The organism is Qipengyuania sp. BR81-2, assembly GCF_055693895.1.
Map to the genome: position 1 here is coordinate 886,971 of NZ_CM146344.1, position 17,001 is coordinate 903,971.

Here is a 17,001-nt window from a genome sequence, read left to right on the forward strand (position 1 = left end):
AGACGCGGCCCGCCATCGCTTATTGTGCATATCTTCGGCGAATGCTGCTTGCGCATCGCTGAACCGTGATGACCTTGCCCGTTCACCTGCCTATGCTCGCCGGCAATGAGCACATCCGCCGAGCATCTTCGCCCCGTACTGGCGACCTTGGCGGGAATTGCGCTGTTTTCGGCGATGGACGCGGTCATGAAGAGCGCCTCTATCGCGATCGGTGCCTACAGCGCCTACCTGCTGCGCTGCCTCATCGGATTTGCCGTGATCGCCCCCTTCTGGTGGTGGAACAACCGCAAGCTGCCCGGGCGCTCCGTCCTGCGCATCCACCTCATTCGCGGCGTGGTCGTGGCCTTCATGGGCTGGACCTTCTTTGCGGCGCTTGTGCGCCTGCCGCTCGCAGAAGCGATCGCGATCAGTTTCGTGGCGCCGCTCATCGCACTGTTCCTCGCCGCTTGGCTGCTGGGCGAGAAGATCCAGCCGAAGGCCATTGTCGCGGCCCTGCTCGGCCTTGCCGGTGTCGTAATCATCGTCGGGGGGAGAATCGGGCGCGAGCGCATGACGGACGAGGCGCTTACCGGCCTCCTTCTCGTCGGAATTTCGGCGATGCTCTATGCCTGGAACCTTGTCCTCCAGAGGCAGCAGGCGCTCGTGGCAGGCCCCTCGGAGGTCAGCACGTTCCAGAACGGCATCGTTAGCCTAGTGCTGCTGGTGGGAGCACCATTCCTGCTGGTCCTGCCGCAAGGCGGGGTTTGGCTGGAAATCGGCGCCGGGGCATTGCTCGCAGTCGGCGCGGCGCTGTTTCTCGCCTGGGCATACGCCCGTGCGGAGGCGCAAAGGCTCGTTCCGGTCGAATATACCGGTTTTCTCTGGGCCTCGCTGTTCGGCTGGCTCTATTTTCGGGAGACAGTTGGGCCGACGACCGTGGGCGGCGCCATACTGATCATCGTTGGATGCTGGATAGCCACCCGCAGGCGGCCCGAGCAAAGCGCAATCTAGCGCTTTCGCTTACTGGTTGGCGGCAGCGACCTGAGGAACAGGCTCGCTCGCCTCTGCGGGTTCACCGGCAAAGGTGAACGCGGCAGTGAACATTCCGGCCACGCCAAGGGCAGCAGCAACAACGGCGACACGCAGGGTTCGGCGCGACTTGTCGGTCGCGTCCAGCAGGGCACTCATAACTAACTCCTCATTCGGGCCGCGCGCTTCCGGCGATTTGTGGCCGTGCGCAACAATTGCCCCGATTTTGCCTTAATAATCCCTGAAGTCGCCTCAGAGTTCCCGATGAGACGTTTTGCCTAGGCGGCGGACCTTGATTTTTCGGCCCATTCGGCGCAGAGGCGCGGCACATTCTGCCGCCTTGCCCATTGGCCAAGTGACGGCTTCATAAAGAAAGGACGAAAGCCCGCATGACCCAGGTCGGCCAGGACACGCTCGGAACACGCTCTACCCTCACCGTTAACGGCAAGGATTACGCCTATTACTCCTTCAAGAAGGCGGCCGAGAAGATCGGCGACGTGTCGAAGCTCCCCTTCAGCCTGAAGGTCCTGCTGGAGAACATGCTGCGCTTCGAGGATGGTGGCTTCACCGTTTCGACCGAAGACGCACAGGCGATTGCCGACTGGCAGAAGAATCCGGCGACCGGCAAGGAAATCCAGTACCGCCCGGCGCGCGTGCTGCTGCAGGACTTTACCGGCGTGCCCTGCGTGGTCGACTTGGCGGCCATGCGCGATGCGATCGGCAAGCTCGGCGGCGACACCTCCAAAATCAACCCGCAGGTTCCCGTGAACCTCGTGATCGATCACTCGGTCATGGTCGACGAATTCGGCCACCCGAAAGCTTTCGAAAAGAACGTCGAACTCGAATACGCCCGCAATGCGGAGCGTTACGACTTCCTCAAGTGGGGCTCGAAGAGCTTCAAGAACTTCTCCGCAGTGCCCCCGGGCACCGGCATCTGCCACCAGGTGAACCTCGAATACATCGGCAAGGGCGTGTGGAACTCGGAAGGCCCTGACGGCACCACCGTCGCCTATCCCGACACCTGCGTCGGCACCGACAGCCACACCACCATGATCAACGGCCTCGGCGTTCTTGGCTGGGGTGTCGGCGGGATCGAAGCCGAAGCAGCGATGCTCGGCCAGCCGATCTCGATGCTCATCCCCGAAGTCGTCGGCTTCAAGCTGACCGGCGCAATGGCCGAAGGCGTGACCGCCACCGACCTCGTGCTGACCTGCGTGCAGATGCTGCGCGAAGTCGGCGTGGTCGGACGCTTCGTCGAATTCTACGGCGAAGGCGTTGCCAACCTCACCCTCGCCGACCGTGCGACGATCGCCAACATGGCGCCCGAATACGGCGCGACCTGCGGCTTCTTCGGCATCGACGACAAGACGCTCGAATACATGCGCCTCACCGGCCGCGACGAGGAAACCATCGCGCTCGTCGAAGCCTATTCGAAAGAACAGGGCATGTGGTTCACGCCCGAGAACGAGCCGGTCTTCACCAAGACCCTGCAGCTCGACCTTTCGAAGGTCGTGCCCTCGCTCGCCGGCCCCAAGCGTCCGCAGGACCGCGTCGCGCTGCCCGAGGTCGACGAACTCTTCAACAGCGATCTCAAGTCGATCTACAGCAAGGACCAGCCGCTGCGCGTCGATGTCGATGGCAAGGACCACGATATCGGCGACGGCGACGTCGTGATCGCCGCGATCACCAGCTGCACCAACACCTCGAACCCCGATGTGCTGATCGCAGCCGGCCTTGTCGCCAAGAAAGCCCGCGACAAGGGCCTCCAGCCGAAACCCTGGGTAAAGACCAGCCTCGCACCGGGTTCGCAGGTCGTCACCGATTACCTCGTGAAGTCGGGCCTGCAGGACGATCTCGATGCCATGGGCTTCGACCTCGTCGGCTATGGCTGCACCACCTGCATCGGCAACTCGGGCCCGCTTGCCCCGCCGATCAGCAAGGCCATCAACGGCAACGACATCGTCGCCGCTTCGGTCCTCTCGGGTAACCGCAACTTCGAAGGCCGCGTATCGCCCGACGTGCGCGCCAACTTCCTCGCTTCTCCGCCGCTCGTGGTTGCCTATTCGATCCTCGGCACGGTGACGCAGGACATCACGGAAACTCCGCTGGGCCAAGACCAGGACGGCAACGACGTGATGCTGGCCGATGTCTGGCCGACCAATGCCGAAATCGCCGAACACCGCGCGGCCAATATCGACCGCCAGATGTTCGAGACCCGCTATGCCGACGTCTACAAGGGCGACGAGCATTGGCAGGCCATCAAGGTCGAGGCTTCGGATACCTACACCTGGAACCCGACCAGCACCTATGTCGCCAGCCCGCCCTTCTTCGAAGGCATGGACATGGAACCGGCACCGGTCACCGACATCACCGATGCGAAGCCGCTGGCGATCCTCGGCGATTCGACCACGACCGACCACATCTCGCCCGCAGGCTCGATCAAGGAAGACAGCCCGGCAGGCGAATACCTCAAGAGCCACCAGGTCTCGAAGCAGGACTTCAACTCCTACGGCTCGCGCCGCGGCAACCACGAAGTCATGATGCGCGGCACCTTCGCCAACATCCGCATCAAGAACGAAATGGTCCCCGGCACCGAAGGCGGCATCACCACCTACAAGGGTGAGCAGATGCCGATCTACGACGCCGCGATGAAGCACAAGGCAGACGGTACGCCGCTGGTCGTCGTCGCGGGCAAGGAATACGGCACCGGCTCCAGCCGCGACTGGGCCGCGAAAGGTACCATCCTGCTCGGCGTTCGCGCGGTCATCGTCGAAAGCTACGAGCGCATCCACCGTTCGAACCTGATCGGCATGGGCGTGCTCCCGCTGCAGTTCAAGGATGGCGACACCCGCCAGAGCCTCGGCCTCGGTGCGGACGACACCTTCACGATCCTGGGCCTTGCCGACCTAACCCCGGGCCAGGACGTCGAAGTGGAAGTGACGCATGAAGACGGCTCGAAGGCCACCTTCACCGCGCTCTGCCGCATCGATACGGCGAACGAGATGGAGTATTACCGCAACGGCGGCATCCTCCACTACGTGCTGCGCAAGCTCGCCGCATCGTGATGCTTCGCGGGGCCTTCGTCCTTCTCGCCGCGGCAGGTCTTGCGGCGTGCGGGAATACGTCCCCTGCGACTGAAACCGAGCTCCCCGGCCAGCGAGTGGCCGGGGTACTCACCATCGAACCGCAGGCGCTTGCCACGCGGCTCGACGCGGGCGAACCGATCCAGCTAATCGACGTCCGCACGCGCGAGGAATTCGCCGAAGGCCATATCGAGGGCGCTATAAACATACCGGTCGACGAGTTCGACCCGGCTGCCCTACCCGACTCCGAAGGCCGCGACCGCATCCTCTATTGCCGCTCCGATCGTCGCTCGGGCATCGCTGCTGAGAAGCTGGCGGAGGAGACCAATTCCACAGCCTTGCACATGGACGGCGGGATCGTCGCCTGGGAAGCCGCGGGCCTTCCGGTCCAGCAGTAACTACTTGTCGAACATGTCGCCCTGCGGCCGCTCCGGCGCGCTGGGCGGTGTCATGCCGAGATGCGTCCAGCCGCCATCGTTGAGCATGCGGCCACGCGCGGTGCGGGCGATGAGGCCCAGTTGGATCAGGTAGGGCTCGATCACTTCCTCGACCGTGTCGCGCGGTTCACTGAGACCCGCCGCGAGCGTTTCGACGCCCACGGGGCCACCCTTGTAGGTGGTCGCAATCATGGTGAGGTAGCGGCGGTCCATCGCATCGAGGCCTAGGCTGTCGACCTCCAGCCGGGTCAGCGCCTCGTCGGCGACCTTGCTGGTCACGGTCGGCTCTCCCAACACGGATGCAAAGTCGCGTACACGGCGCATCAGGCGGCCTGCGACACGCGGCGTACCGCGGGAACGGCGGGCGATCTCGCGCGCGCCTCCCTCGTCGATCCCCATGCCGAGCAGCCCTGCCCCGCGGGTGACGACCTTGAGCAGTTCATCCTCGGTGTAGAAATTGAGCCGCACCGGGATGCCGAAACGATCGCGCAAGGGGGTAGTGAGCAGCCCCTGCCGCGTGGTCGCGCCGACCAGCGTGAACGGAGGCAGGTCGATCCGCACGCTGCGTGCCGAAGGTCCCTCGCCGATGATGATGTCGAGCGCGCGGTCCTCCATCGCCGGATAGAGCACTTCCTCGACCACCGGATTGAGACGATGGATCTCGTCGATGAAGAGGACGTCGTTGGGCTCGAGATTGGTGAGCAGCGCGGCCAGATCGCCCGCCTTGGCGATCACCGGCCCTGACGTGGCGCGGAAGCCGACGCCCAGCTCCTTGGAGACAATCTGCGCCAGTGTGGTTTTGCCAAGGCCCGGAGGTCCGAAAAACAGCACATGATCCATCGCCTCGCCGCGGTTCTTCGCCGCCTCGATAAACACGCGCAGGTTCTCGCGCGCCGCCTTCTGCCCGACGAACTCCTCGAGGCTCTTGGGCCGCAGCGCCGCATCCGGGTCTTCCGGCTGCCGGTCGGGCGAATGGAGGGGGACGGGTTCGGTCATTCTAGAACGGGTTCACCGTATAGCCGCGCTGCTGGAGCTTGGCGTGGGCGGTCATGGCGGAGAGGTCCATCTCGACGCCCTCGATCAGCTCGTCCCTGGTCACGCCATAGGCCGCCGCGCTCTGGCCGCAGACGATGAAGCGCACGCCGTGGTCGAGCATCGCGCGGACCATGGCAGCGCTGCCGTTCTCACCTTTCAGATCGTGCGCCGCCCAGCCCTCGGCCGAGAGCAGGTCGTGGACCGCCTTGCCATGCACCACCACGGCGACGCGGATGTTTTCTTCCGCCACGCCATGCGCGACATGCATGTTGATGAAGCGCGCCGCGCTTTCGAAACCGCGATTGCGTGCGCCATCCTCGGCGGCCTTCGCCACGTCGAAGCTGTGCGAGAATTCGGTATCGGGCGCGAAGGTCTCGATGCCCTCGACCGGCGCGTGCGGGCCGAAATCCTCGAAAACCGGACCGGTCTTGAAGGCGCTCATGTCCTGCGCGCTTACCGCTGTCGCAATTAGGGCCGCTGCTGCGCTCATCAGACCAAGCTTCAATGCCGTCACTTTCATCCCGCTGCCCTCTTCAATGCGACGCGGATGAGGTCGCCCTCGCTCGCGCCTTCGCCCAGTTCGCCCTGCGCTGCCGCCACTGCGCGTGCCGCAACGGCAGGCTTGAAACCGAGATTTTCGAGCGCGCTCACCGCGTCGGCGCTCGCGCCGCCTGCCGGTGTCGCCGGAGCCACACCGCTCGCAGCGCCGCCGCCCGGAAGCGCGCCGGCCTTGTCCTTTAGCTCGTTGACGATGCGGCCTGCGAGCTTCGGCCCCACGCCCTGCGCACGCGCCACGGTGGCGGCATCGCCATTGGCGCAGGCCTGTTGCACTTCGCCGGTCGACAGTGCAGAGAGGATCGCGAGCGCAACCTTGCTGCCCACGCCCTGCACCTGCGTAAGCAAGCGGAACCAGTCACGCTCGGCAGCTTCGGCGAAACCGAGCAGGCGCATGTCGTTCTCTGATACTTGCAGATCGGTGTAGATCGTGCAGGCCTCGCCCCTCTCGCCCAGCGCGGCGAGCGTCTTGGTCGAGCAATGGACGAGATAGCCGACGCCCGAGACGTCGATCACCGCCCAGTCGGCACCGGTTTCGTCGAGCAGGCCCTTCAGCTTTGCAATCATAGGTCTCTTTCCGCGCTACGCTCCGCTGCATGAGCGCCTTTTGTTCTTGCGGCACAAGAAGGAATTGGTCCAGCGCGAATGGACACGCGCCCACAGTTGAGACAGGAAGGCACGCATGAGCTGGAACACATTCGGACGCGTGCTTCGCTTCACCACCTGGGGGAAAGCCATGGCCCCGCCATCGGCGCGGTCGTCGACGGGTGCCCGCCGGGTATCGAACTCACCGAGGCCGACATCCAGCCGTTCCTCGATGCGCGCAAACCGGGGCAGAACAAGTTCACCACGCAGCGCAAGGAGCCCGACGAGGTCCGCATCCTGTCCGGCGTGTTCGAGGGCAAGACCACTGGCACCTCGCTCAGCCTGCTGATCGAGAACAAGGACCAGCGTTCGAAGGATTATTCCGAGATCGCAAACACCTATCGTCCCGGCCATGCCGACTATGCCTATGACGCGAAATACGGTTTTCGCGACTATCGCGGCGGCGGGCGCTCCAGCGCGCGCGAGACGGCTATGCGGGTGGCAGCAGGTGCGGTGGCGCGACTGGCCATCTCTGAAGTCGAAATCCTCGCCTATGTCGCCGAGATCGGCGGCGACCGCATCGATCCGGCCAATTTCGACCGCGATGAGATCTCCCGTAATCCCTTCTGGTGCCCCGATGCGGAGGCCGCGAAGCGCTGGGAGAAGCTGGTCGACGATGCCCGCAGGGCAGGTTCCTCGCTCGGCGCGGTGGTCGAATGCGTTGCCACCGGTGTCCCCGCCGGCTGGGGCGCGCCGGTCTATGCCAAGCTCGACAGCGATTTGGCGGCAGGGATGATGAGCATCAATGCGGTCAAGGGCGTGGAGATTGGCGACGGCTTCGATGCCGCGCGCCTGACCGGCGAACAGAATGCTGACGCCATGTCACCGGGTGAGAACGGTCCGGAATTCGCTGCCAACCATGCGGGCGGTATTGCGGGCGGCATCTCGACCGGCCAGCCGGTCGTCTGCCGTGTCGCCTTTAAGCCGACCAGTTCGATCCTGACGCCCGTCGCGAGCGTGGACCGGCAAGGAGAGGCGACCGAGGTCCGCACCAAGGGCCGCCACGACCCTTGCGTCGGCATTCGCGGAACGCCCGTTGTCGAAGCGATGATGGCGCTGGTGCTGGCGGACCACAAGCTGCTCCACCGCGCGCAGTGCGGCTAGCCTTCATCCTTTCGGAAGCCTGCCTGAAATGAAGACCCTCGCAAATTCGCGCCCCTTGCTGTGGCTGGTGCTTGCCCTGCCCGGGATTTGGATGTGCTGGCGCTGGATCGCGACGCCCGACCTCTATGGCTACGGACATGCGATCGCAGACAGCGGTGACTGGGCGGCGTGGCTGTTGCTGGTGACGCTGGCGGTGACGCCGATCCGTCTCGCGTTTCGCAAGCAGAAGTGGGCCGTCTGGCTGATGCGGCGCAGACGGGACATCGGCGTGGCGAGCTTTGGCTACGCCGCGTTCCACACCGGCATCTATCTCTGGAAGAAGGCCTCGTTTTCCGCGGTGCTGGCGGAAATGAGCGATGCGTACCTGCTCACCGGCTGGCTGGCCTTCGCGCTGTTCGTACCGCTCGCCGCGACATCCAACGACATCGCGACGAGGGCACTCAAGCGGTCATGGAAGACGCTGCACCGGCTCGTGTATCCGGCGGCGGTGCTGGTCTTCCTGCACTGGGTCCTGTCCGCCTTCGATCCGACCACCGCTTGGATCCACGTAGGCATCCTGGTGGCGATCGAAGGGGTCAGGGTCGTGCTGCAGTATCGTCAGAGAGTGACGTAGTTGCGGAAGCGGGCGACTTCGGCCTCGTCCACGTACTTGCCGATTTCGCGGTTGAATTCGCCCATGTCCTCGTAGGGACGATATTCTTCGAACTCGTGGACCATCTTGTCGGTCATGCCCGGGATCAGGCGGATCTGCTCTTCGGTCGCCTCGTTGAGGTTGACCGGCACGAAAACGGCTTCGAGCACTGCAGCGGCTTCATCTGCCGACAGCGTTTCGAGGAGCAGAGCGTTGAATGCGGTCACATCGGTGAAGGGCTGGCCCGCGACGATTGCAGCGGCGAGTTCTTCCGACACACCTTCGATAGCAGCAAGCTGTTCGGCAGTCGCCGTGCTGGCGTCGAGGACACCGGTCGTTTCGGCAGCAGCTTCCACATCGGTGGCAGCGGCAGTCTCATCGGTATCGACAGCAGCGTCGTCCGCACCACCCGAGCATGCGGCGAGAGCAAGGGTGCTGCTGGCGAGTGCAGCGGCGAAAGCAAATTTACGCATATCGAATCCTCTTATTGCGAAGAATTCGCATTATCAGGAAAATTGGTAATGCGAAGGGAATTCTTGCAGAAAGAGCCGCGAAACGAACGTGATTGCGAAAAATGCACCATAAATGCCGCTCACTTGCAGTTTTCGAAAGTTCCAAAGGATTGATAGAAAATTCCGATGTTCGCAATCGCAACATATCGCTTTTGTGCATCGCAACAGCGCTTATCTGGGCCTCACTAGATTCAACCCGAATAACGGAGAAAAACCATGGGTATCATCGGAAGCACCATTAAGCCGTTCAACGCCACCGCCTTCCAGGCCGGCAAGGACTTTTTCGAAGTCACCGACGAAGATGTGAAGGGCAAGTGGGCCGTCTTCTTCTTCTATCCGGCCGACTTCACCTTCGTCTGCCCGACCGAACTCGAAGACCTCGGCGAGCAGTACGCCATGCTCCAGAAGATGGACGTTGAAGTCTACGCCGTGTCGACCGACACGCACTTCAGCCACAAGGCATGGCACGACACCTCGGACAAGATCGGCAAGCTGCAGTTCCCGTTCCTTGGTGACCAGAACCACGTCCTCGCCCGCAACTTCGACGTGCTCCGCGAAGGTGTCGGCCTTGCCGACCGCGCAACCTTCGTCGTCGATCCGGACGGTGTGATCCAGATCATGGAACAGACTTGCGAAGGCGTCGGCCGCAATGCCAACGAACTGGCCCGCAAGATCAAGGCTGCACAGTACGTTCGCGCCAACCCCGGCCAGGTCTGCCCGGCCGCATGGGAAGAAGGCAGCGATACGCTTGCACCCTCGCTCGACCTCGTCGGCAAGATCTAAGCTGACAGCCTGAGTTCAGGCGGCCGTTCGTAGAGCGTCCGCCACAAGAGCCCGAGAACGATAATCTCGGGTCGCTGGAAGACCCGGGGGCAATCCTCCCCCCTTTGGCCCCCGGGTCTTTTCCCCTCCCCAGACCACCATCAATCCGCGACACACGCCCGGAGTCTGTCCATGCTCGATGCGAACCTTACCCAGCAGTTGAAGACCTACCTTGCCAATCTGCGCGAGCCGGTCGAACTGGTCGCCTCGCTCGGCAATGATGAGAAATCGCGCCAGACGCGCGAACTGCTCGAAGAGATTGCCGCGCTGCACGACGATGTGAGCGCCAGCTTCGACGGTACCGACGATCGCAAGCCCAGCTTCTTGATCCGCCGCGCGAGCGATGCAGAGAAGTGGGTGCGTTTCGCGGGCCTGCCGATGGGCCACGAGTTCACCTCGCTGGTGCTCGCGCTGCTCTGGGCCGGTGGTCATCCGCCCAAGGTCGATGCCGACCTGCTCGAACAGGTCCGTGGCCTTGAAGGCGACTTCAATTTCGAGATGTACTTCTCGCTCAGCTGCCACAACTGCCCCGACGTGGTGCAGGCACTGACGCTGATGGCGTTCGAGAACCCGCGTATCACCGCGACGCTGATCGAAGGCGGCACCTACAAGGACGAAGTCGAAGCGCGCGACGTGATGGCCGTTCCCGCCACCTTCCTAAACGGCGAGCCCTTCTACAACGGCAAGATGGAACTGGCCGAGATCCTCGCCAAGATCGACACCGGCGCCGATGCGAAGGCAGCCGAGAAGCTGTCGGCCAAGGAGCCTTTCGAAGTGCTGGTGATTGGCGGCGGCCCTGCCGGCGCCGCCTCGGCGATCTACACCGCGCGCAAGGGCTTTCGTACCGGCATCGCGGCCGAACGCTTCGGCGGCCAGCTGCATGACACGCTCGGCATCGAGAACCTTCCCGGCACCACCTACACCGAAGGCCCGAAGCTTGCCGGAGATCTCGAACGCCATGTCGGCGAATACGACATCGACCTGATGAACCTCGCCAAAGCCGTGAAGCTCGTTCCCGCCAAGGAAGAAGGCGGGCTCCATACGGTCGAGCTCGGCAACGGCGCCTCGCTCAAGTCGCGCAGCCTGATCCTCGCGACCGGCGCGCGCTGGCGGAACCTCGGCGTTCCGGGCGAAGCGGAGTATCGCAACAAGGGCGTGGCCTATTGCCCGCACTGCGACGGCCCGCTGTTCAAGGGCAAGCGCATCGCTGTGATCGGCGGCGGCAACTCGGGCGTCGAGGCGGCGATCGACCTTGCCAAGATCGTCGGCCACGTGACGCTGATCGAATTCGACGAAAAGCTGCGCGCCGACGAAGTGCTGCAGGCCAAGCTTCGCAGCATGTCCAATGTCGAGATCATCATCAGTGGCCAGACCACCGAAATCACAGGCAAGGACGGCAAGGTCGACGGCCTCGTCCTAAAGGACCGCAAGAGCGGTGACGAACGCCGGATCGAGTTGGAAGGCGTGTTCGTCCAGATCGGCCTCGTGCCCAACACCGAATGGCTCGAAGGCAGCGGTCTCGAACTCACCAAGTTCGGCGAGATCTTTACCGACGAGGAAGGCCGCACCAACCTTCCCGGCGTCTTCGGCGCGGGCGACGTCACCGATGTGCCCTACAAGCAGATCGTCGTGGCCATGGGCGAAGGCTCGAAAGCCGGTCTCTCGGCCTTCGACTACCTCATCCGCACCGAGCCTGCCGAGAACATCGCACAGGCCGCCTGATTTGATCCAGATCATTTGAAAAAGCGCCGCCATTCCAAGCGAATGGCGGCGTTTTTCGTGCCTGGAACACGCCTCGTCGTAAGATCGCCTGAGCCAATCAATTTGAACCGTTTAATCGATTGGACGGATCAAAGGCCCCGGTTCATCCTCTCAAATGTCAACTCGGACGGGAGACCCGAGTCTTTTTTGAGAGGAGAGCGATTACATGGACGCCAAAACCGGAGATATCAGCGGCTGCCCGTTTCACGGAAATGCGGGCACGCGGGACCTTTTCGGTCGCCGCAACCGCGACTGGTGGCCCGACCAGCTCGACCTTGAAATCCTGACCGAAGGCGGCCGCGCGGCCGATCCGATGGACGAGGATTTCGATTACTGCGAAGCTTTCAACGCGATCGATTACAAGGCCCTCAAGCAGGACCTGACCGACCTCATGACCGACAGCCAGGAATGGTGGCCGGCGGACTACGGCCACTACGGTCCGTTTTTCATCCGCATGGCATGGCACGCGGCCGGCACTTATCGCACCGGCGACGGTCGTGGCGGCGGCGGCAGCGGCCAGCAGCGCTTCGCCCCGCTCAACAGCTGGCCCGATAACGGCAACCTCGACAAGGCGCGCCGCCTGCTGTGGCCGATCAAGCAGAAATACGGCAAGCACATCAGCTGGGCCGACCTTTTCATCCTCACAGGCAATGTCGCGATCGAGAGCATGGGCGGCCCCGTGTTCGGCTTCGGCGGCGGCCGCAAGGACGTGTTCGATCCCGAAACCGTCTATTGGGGCACCGAGGAAAAGTGGGTCGATACCGGCGCTGAAACGCGTATCCAGCCCGATGAGGGCATGGCGCTCGAAAACCCGCTTGCCGCGATCCAGATGGGTCTCATCTACGTCAATCCCGAAGGTCCGGGCGGCAACCCGCACGATGCCGAGGGCATGGCACGCGACATGCGCGAAACCTTCTCCCGCATGGCCATGAACGACGAGGAAACCGTCGCGCTGACCGCCGGCGGCCACGCATTCGGCAAGGCTCATGGTGCAGCGCCCGCCGATAATTTCGGCACGTCGCCCGAAGGCGAAAACCTCCACATGATGGGCTTCGGCTGGCTCACCGATCCCGACGAGATCGGCAAGGGCCACATCACCACCTCGGGCATCGAGGGCGCTTGGACGCCGAACCCGACGCAGTGGGGTGGCGACTACTTCCGCCTGCTGTTCAAGTATGACTACGAACTCGTCCAGAGCCCGGCAGGTGCGAACCAGTGGCAGCCGATCAACCCGGACCCCGAGGACATGGCGCCCGATGCGCGCGATCCGTCCAAGAAGGTCCCCACGATGATGACCACCGCCGACATGGCGCTGAAGCGCGATCCGGAATATCGCAAGATCTCCGAGCGTTTCCGCGACGACCAGACGGCGCTCGACGATGCCTTTGCCCGCGCGTGGTTTAAGCTGTGCCACCGCGACATGGGCCCCAAGGTCCGTTACCTCGGCCCGGAGGTGCCCGAAGAAGACCTGATCTGGCAGGACCCCGTTCCCGCCGGCACGCAGGTTTCGGACAGCGATGTGTCGGCCTTCAAGTCCAAGATTCTCGATAGCGGCCTGACGGTTTCAGAACTGGTCAAGGCGGCTTGGGCTTCGGCCTCTACCTACCGCAACTCTGACCATCGCGGCGGCGCCAACGGCGCGCATATCCGCTTCGACGAGATCAAGAACTGGAAGGTCAACGATCCCGAGGAACTGGACAAGGTCCTGGCCAAGCTCGACGAGATCCGTGGCGGTATCTCGATGGCCGATGCCATTGTCATCGCCGGTTCGGCCGCAGTCGAGAAGGCAGCGAAGGATGCCGGTTTCGACATCACCGTCCCGGTCACCACCGGCCGCGGCGATGCGAAGCGCGAAGACTTCGATGCAGAGAGCTGGGAGCCGCTGGAACCGTTTGCCGACGGTTTCCGCAACTACCTCAAGACCAAGGCTTCGGTGAAGACCGAGGACATGCTGGTCGACAGGGCGCACCTGCTCGGTCTCTCGATCCCCGAAATGACCGCACTGATCGGCGGGATGCGGGCCATGGGTGCGGTGACCAAGCACACCACGCATGGTAACCGCATCGGCGTCCTGACCGAGACTCCGGGCAAGCTGGACAACAGCTTCTTCGTGAATCTGCTCGGCATGGGTGTGATCTGGGAAGTTGTCGACGAAAGCGGCGACGAGGAATTCGTCGGCACCTGCCGCAAGACCGGCAAGCAGCTGTGGCGCGCCACGCGCACCGATCTCGTCTTCGGTTCGAACTCGCGCCTGCGGGCAGTTGCCGAGGTCTATGCCGAGAACGGCAACGAAGAGAAGTTCGTCCGCGACTTCGTCAAGGCCTGGACCAAGGTCATGGACGCTGACCGCTTCGACCTGACCTACGCCAAGTACCACGGATAAACCCAAACCGTCCCCGGGGGCATGCCCTTGGGTCGCAGAGAAGTCCCCGGTCCCTCGAGGGCCGGGGACTTTTTGTTGCTTTACCGTCCGTCCTGCTTCGCTAGGGGAAACACATGATCGTTTCGCACTCGTCCCTCTCGCGCCGCGTCGCGGGCACCGTCTCCATCGCCGCCTTCATCGCGATCGGCGCGCAGACCCTGATCAACGAGGGCAACAACCCGCTGCTCAATCTCGCGCTGATGCTGCGCTACTTCACGATCTGGAGCAACATGGCCGCCGCGCTCCTGCTGGGCTGGGTCGCGCTGCGCGGGAAGCTGGATGCACGGATAGCCTTTGCCCTTTCCACCGCCTTGGCGATGGTAGGCATCGTCTACCACTTGCTGCTGTCGGCAGACCATAATCCGGTGGGCTGGGACTGGTACACGAACCAGATGCACCACACCGTGGTCCCGCTCGCCACCGTGTTCTGGTGGCTGGCATTCTCGGGCGTGAACGCGACAGGCTGGCGCACGCTGCCGATCGTGATCGCGGTTCCGATCCTCTACACCGGTTTCGCGCTCGTCGTCGGCGAAGCGACCGGATTCTATCCCTATTTCTTCCTCGACCTGCCCGAGCTCGGCTGGGGCCGCCTGCTGCTCAACGTTGCCGGCCTCGGCCTTGTGTTCATGGCTTTCGGCGCGCTGCTGATGGGCGCGCGCAAACTGATTACCGCTCGCGCCTGAGAACGATGTAGAGCGCGCCCTCGCCGCCGTGGCGGATGTGCGCACGTCGCACGGCCGCGATTGCAGAGTGGTGGCTAGAAGCGGCCAGCCAGTCGAGCACCTTTGCGCGGATTGCTCCGCGTTTTGCTCCACGGTCGGCAGGATCGACGGGTCGCGGCTTGCCCGTCACCAGCAATATCGTCCGCGCTCCCATAGCCCGCGCCTGTGCCACACCGCTCATCAGCCGCTGGTAGGCGGCATCGAGATTGTGGCCGTGCAGGTCGAGTGTGAAATCGGGCTGGATCGCGCCCGACTTGAGGCGCTTGTCCCAATGACCGTCGAGATTGTTCTGGGGCGGCTTGGGCGCCTTCGGAATGGGTTTCGGCGCCGGCTTGGGCGCCTTTGGCTTCGCGAGCACCTTCTTCGGCGTGGCGGCAACCGGTCGCGGAGCCGGCTTGGCCGCGACCGAGCCGACATGCATCGGCTTCACTGTCGCCGCGACCTTCTCCCAAGCCGCCGCTTCTTCTTCGCTAAGGCCGCGCGGCGCGCTCATCGCTTGAGGCGCGCGAGCGTCCCTTTGGGAAGCAGCAGGTAGGCCTTGCCGCTGCTGCTCATCTCGCCCGCGATCTGCCTGGCATCCGCGCCATTGCCCCAGAAGGTGTCGAAGCGGTTCGCTCCCTTGATTGCACCGCCGGTGTCCTGCGCGATCCACAGTCCATCCGCGACATTTGCTTCCATGTCGAGCCAGACTGGCGCCCCATAAGGCACGAATTTCGGGTCGACCGCCACGCTGTCGCGCGCGAAGACCGGGACCTCGATCGATCCTAGCGGTCCCTCGGTGTCGAGCTCGCGGAAGAAGATCCAGCTCTTGTTGAGATCGAGGATCTCGTCCTGCCGTTCCGGATTGTCGCGCAGCCAGGAAATGATCCCCTGCATGCTGGTGGGATAGTCGGTGCCATCGCCGATCAGGCCCTGCTCGCGCATGGGACGCCCGATCGCGACATATTCGCGGCCGTTCTGCCCGGCATAGCCGATGCGCATGACGTCGCCGTCGGGCAGGCGCAGCAGACCGCTGCCCTGAATCTGGAGGAAGAAGAATTCGACCGGGTCTGCTGCCCAGGCGATGACAGGCACCTTGCCATCCAGCGCTCCGCCGGCGATTTCCGAGCGCTCGAAGTAACGGACGAATTCGCCGTTCTCGTCATAGCGACCGAGTGGCGGACGTCCCTCGCGCTCCTCTTCGGGCACGTCGGCAGGCCAAGCACGCTCGAGGTCGGATGGATAGGCATAGACCGGAACTTCATATCCCGGCCGCCGCTCGCGGCTGCCGAGGATTTCCGGCTCGTAATAGCCGGTTGCAAAGGCACTGCCGTCGGCGACCACCGCGGTTTCGAACTGGCTGCGGAAAAAATCGGCAGCTTCGCTCGACCAATTGGTCGCCGCACCGCAGGGCGCCTGCCAGTCGACGCGGCGCGTCAGCCCGCTGGTGTCCTCGCGAAAGAGGATCTTGTCGCACGACCGGCGAAAGGCCTCGAGCGCAGGCCCTGCATCGAAGCCGGCGAAAGGCATGGTTTCGATCGCCGGACCCGGCATGACGCCCGCGGCCAGCGCCGTGTCCGCAGGAACGGGCTCGGGCGCATCGACGGTGCCGAGATCCTGCGGAGGGCGCGCGTCGGGTATGACCGTGCATCCCGCTAGGCTCAGGGCTACGGCCAGCCCGGCGAGAATACGCATGAAACCTCCGGCGTTTGGGAAGTGGCGTCAGCCCTGGTCGGTCTCGTCGAGGACCCAGTTGGGGTCGAGCGCGTCGACGTTGCGGGTGAAGGTCCAGATGTCGCGGCTTTCGACGGCATCGTCGAGCGAACCTGCGATGACATTGCCATCCTTGTCGCGCGTGACCGAGGCGATGTCGGCGACGAACAGCACGGCGATGCGCGCGGTACGCTTGTCGAGATCCGCCGAGTGGATGGTCGCGTCCTCGATCCGGATGAGACGGTTGTCGAGCGTTTCACCGGCAGCTTCGCGGGCGTCGATCGCAGCCGAGAAGCCGGCATAGACATCATCGTCGGTCAGGTCGCGAAGCGTTTCCTTGTCGCCTTTCCAGAAGGCTTCGAGGATCATTCCGTAAGCACCCTTGGCACCTTCGAGGAAAGCTAGGAGGTCGAAGCGCGGATCGGCGCTGGCGATCGCACGAATACCGATTTCGTTGGCACTCGATCCGTTGTCGACGCTGCGCAGGCGCACGGGTTCGCGCGTCGGCGCGGCCGGACGTTCGGTTGCGGGCGATATGCGGTTTTCCGGCGAGATCGAAACGGTGGCTGATC

The 17,001-nt window shown here is 63.7% G+C and carries 16 protein-coding genes and 1 pseudogene; 9 read left to right on the forward strand and 8 right to left on the reverse strand.

Annotation, left to right across the window (positions count from 1 at the left end; genetic code table 11):
• The first annotated feature begins 105 nt into the window (after nucleotides 1–105).
• Nucleotides 106–990 (forward strand): DMT family transporter, encoded by an 885-nt coding sequence (locus ACZ1G8_RS04410; RefSeq protein WP_472680576.1) that lies wholly within the window; start codon nucleotides 106–108, stop codon nucleotides 988–990.
• Nucleotides 991–999: 9 nt separating this feature from the next.
• Here ACZ1G8_RS04410 and ACZ1G8_RS04415 read toward each other — a convergent pair whose 3' ends face one another.
• Complete coding sequence (locus ACZ1G8_RS04415; RefSeq protein ID WP_472680577.1) at nucleotides 1,000–1,167, reverse strand: hypothetical protein; 168 nt, start codon at nucleotides 1,165–1,167, stop codon at nucleotides 1,000–1,002.
• Nucleotides 1,168–1,397: 230 nt separating this feature from the next.
• Here ACZ1G8_RS04415 and acnA point away from each other — a divergent pair, with 230 nt between their 5' ends.
• Together acnA and ACZ1G8_RS04425 are read left to right on the forward strand one after the other, a co-directional pair.
• Complete coding sequence (gene acnA, locus ACZ1G8_RS04420) at nucleotides 1,398–4,073, forward strand: aconitate hydratase AcnA (protein ID WP_472680578.1); 2,676 nt, start codon at nucleotides 1,398–1,400, stop codon at nucleotides 4,071–4,073.
• Nucleotides 4,073–4,489 (forward strand): rhodanese-like domain-containing protein, encoded by a 417-nt coding sequence (locus tag ACZ1G8_RS04425; RefSeq protein WP_472681193.1) that lies wholly within the window; start codon nucleotides 4,073–4,075, stop codon nucleotides 4,487–4,489. The genes acnA and ACZ1G8_RS04425 overlap by 1 nt, the downstream gene beginning before the upstream one ends.
• On the opposite strand, the gene ruvB is transcribed toward ACZ1G8_RS04425, so the two are convergent.
• The 3 genes from ruvB to ruvA form a co-directional block, all read right to left on the reverse strand.
• Complete coding sequence (gene ruvB / locus ACZ1G8_RS04430; RefSeq protein WP_472680579.1) at nucleotides 4,490–5,524, reverse strand: Holliday junction branch migration DNA helicase RuvB; 1,035 nt, start codon at nucleotides 5,522–5,524, stop codon at nucleotides 4,490–4,492.
• A gap of 1 nt (nucleotide 5,525) precedes the next feature.
• The gene (locus ACZ1G8_RS04435) at nucleotides 5,526–6,005 is read right to left on the reverse strand and encodes a DsrE family protein (protein ID WP_472680580.1); all 480 of its coding nucleotides are present in this window, start codon (nucleotides 6,003–6,005) and stop codon (nucleotides 5,526–5,528) included.
• Nucleotides 6,006–6,079: 74 nt separating this feature from the next.
• Nucleotides 6,080–6,685: a Holliday junction branch migration protein RuvA gene (ruvA, locus tag ACZ1G8_RS04440; RefSeq protein ID WP_472680581.1), complete on the reverse strand. Its 606-nt coding sequence runs from the start codon at nucleotides 6,683–6,685 to the stop codon at nucleotides 6,080–6,082.
• 115 nt (nucleotides 6,686–6,800) lie between these two features.
• On the opposite strand from ruvA, the pseudogene aroC reads away from it, so the two are divergent.
• Nucleotides 6,801–7,867: pseudogene (gene aroC / locus ACZ1G8_RS04445) on the forward strand (chorismate synthase).
• Between the two features lie 28 nt (nucleotides 7,868–7,895).
• Nucleotides 7,896–8,480 (forward strand): protein-methionine-sulfoxide reductase heme-binding subunit MsrQ, encoded by a 585-nt coding sequence (locus ACZ1G8_RS04450; RefSeq protein ID WP_472680582.1) that lies wholly within the window; start codon nucleotides 7,896–7,898, stop codon nucleotides 8,478–8,480.
• On the opposite strand, the gene ACZ1G8_RS04455 is transcribed toward ACZ1G8_RS04450, so the two are convergent.
• Nucleotides 8,465–8,971: a ComEA family DNA-binding protein gene (locus ACZ1G8_RS04455; protein WP_472680583.1), complete on the reverse strand. Its 507-nt coding sequence runs from the start codon at nucleotides 8,969–8,971 to the stop codon at nucleotides 8,465–8,467. The two genes, ACZ1G8_RS04450 and ACZ1G8_RS04455, sit on opposite strands and share 16 nt — an antisense overlap.
• A 255-nt stretch (nucleotides 8,972–9,226) precedes the next feature.
• On the opposite strand from ACZ1G8_RS04455, the gene ahpC reads away from it, so the two are divergent.
• The 4 genes from ahpC to ACZ1G8_RS04475 all read left to right on the forward strand — a co-directional run bounded on the left by ahpC (nucleotide 9,227) and on the right by ACZ1G8_RS04475 (nucleotide 14,698).
• On the forward strand, nucleotides 9,227–9,793 hold the full coding sequence (gene ahpC / locus ACZ1G8_RS04460) for an alkyl hydroperoxide reductase subunit C (protein WP_221427563.1): 567 nt from the start codon (nucleotides 9,227–9,229) through the stop codon (nucleotides 9,791–9,793).
• 171 nt (nucleotides 9,794–9,964) lie between these two features.
• Complete coding sequence (gene ahpF, locus ACZ1G8_RS04465) at nucleotides 9,965–11,554, forward strand: alkyl hydroperoxide reductase subunit F (protein ID WP_472680584.1); 1,590 nt, start codon at nucleotides 9,965–9,967, stop codon at nucleotides 11,552–11,554.
• A gap of 205 nt (nucleotides 11,555–11,759) precedes the next feature.
• The gene (katG, locus tag ACZ1G8_RS04470; RefSeq protein WP_472680585.1) at nucleotides 11,760–13,976 is read left to right on the forward strand and encodes a catalase/peroxidase HPI; all 2,217 of its coding nucleotides are present in this window, start codon (nucleotides 11,760–11,762) and stop codon (nucleotides 13,974–13,976) included.
• 113 nt (nucleotides 13,977–14,089) lie between these two features.
• Nucleotides 14,090–14,698, forward strand: coding sequence for a Pr6Pr family membrane protein (locus ACZ1G8_RS04475; RefSeq protein ID WP_472680586.1), 609 nt, complete (start codon nucleotides 14,090–14,092; stop codon nucleotides 14,696–14,698).
• Here the strand turns inward: ACZ1G8_RS04475 and ACZ1G8_RS04480 are convergent.
• The 3 genes from ACZ1G8_RS04480 to ACZ1G8_RS04490 are packed head-to-tail and all read right to left on the reverse strand — an operon-like array spanning nucleotide 14,682 to nucleotide 16,921.
• On the reverse strand, nucleotides 14,682–15,230 hold the full coding sequence (locus tag ACZ1G8_RS04480) for a Smr/MutS family protein (protein ID WP_472680587.1): 549 nt from the start codon (nucleotides 15,228–15,230) through the stop codon (nucleotides 14,682–14,684). The genes ACZ1G8_RS04475 and ACZ1G8_RS04480 overlap by 17 nt on opposite strands.
• The gene (mltA, locus tag ACZ1G8_RS04485) at nucleotides 15,227–16,411 is read right to left on the reverse strand and encodes a murein transglycosylase A (protein ID WP_472680588.1); all 1,185 of its coding nucleotides are present in this window, start codon (nucleotides 16,409–16,411) and stop codon (nucleotides 15,227–15,229) included. Before mltA ends, ACZ1G8_RS04480 begins: the two co-directional genes overlap by 4 nt.
• Before the next feature lie 27 nt (nucleotides 16,412–16,438).
• Nucleotides 16,439–16,921, reverse strand: a complete 483-nt coding sequence (locus ACZ1G8_RS04490; protein ID WP_472680589.1) for a Tim44/TimA family putative adaptor protein — start codon at nucleotides 16,919–16,921, stop codon at nucleotides 16,439–16,441.
• Nucleotides 16,922–17,001: the final 80 nt, after the last annotated feature.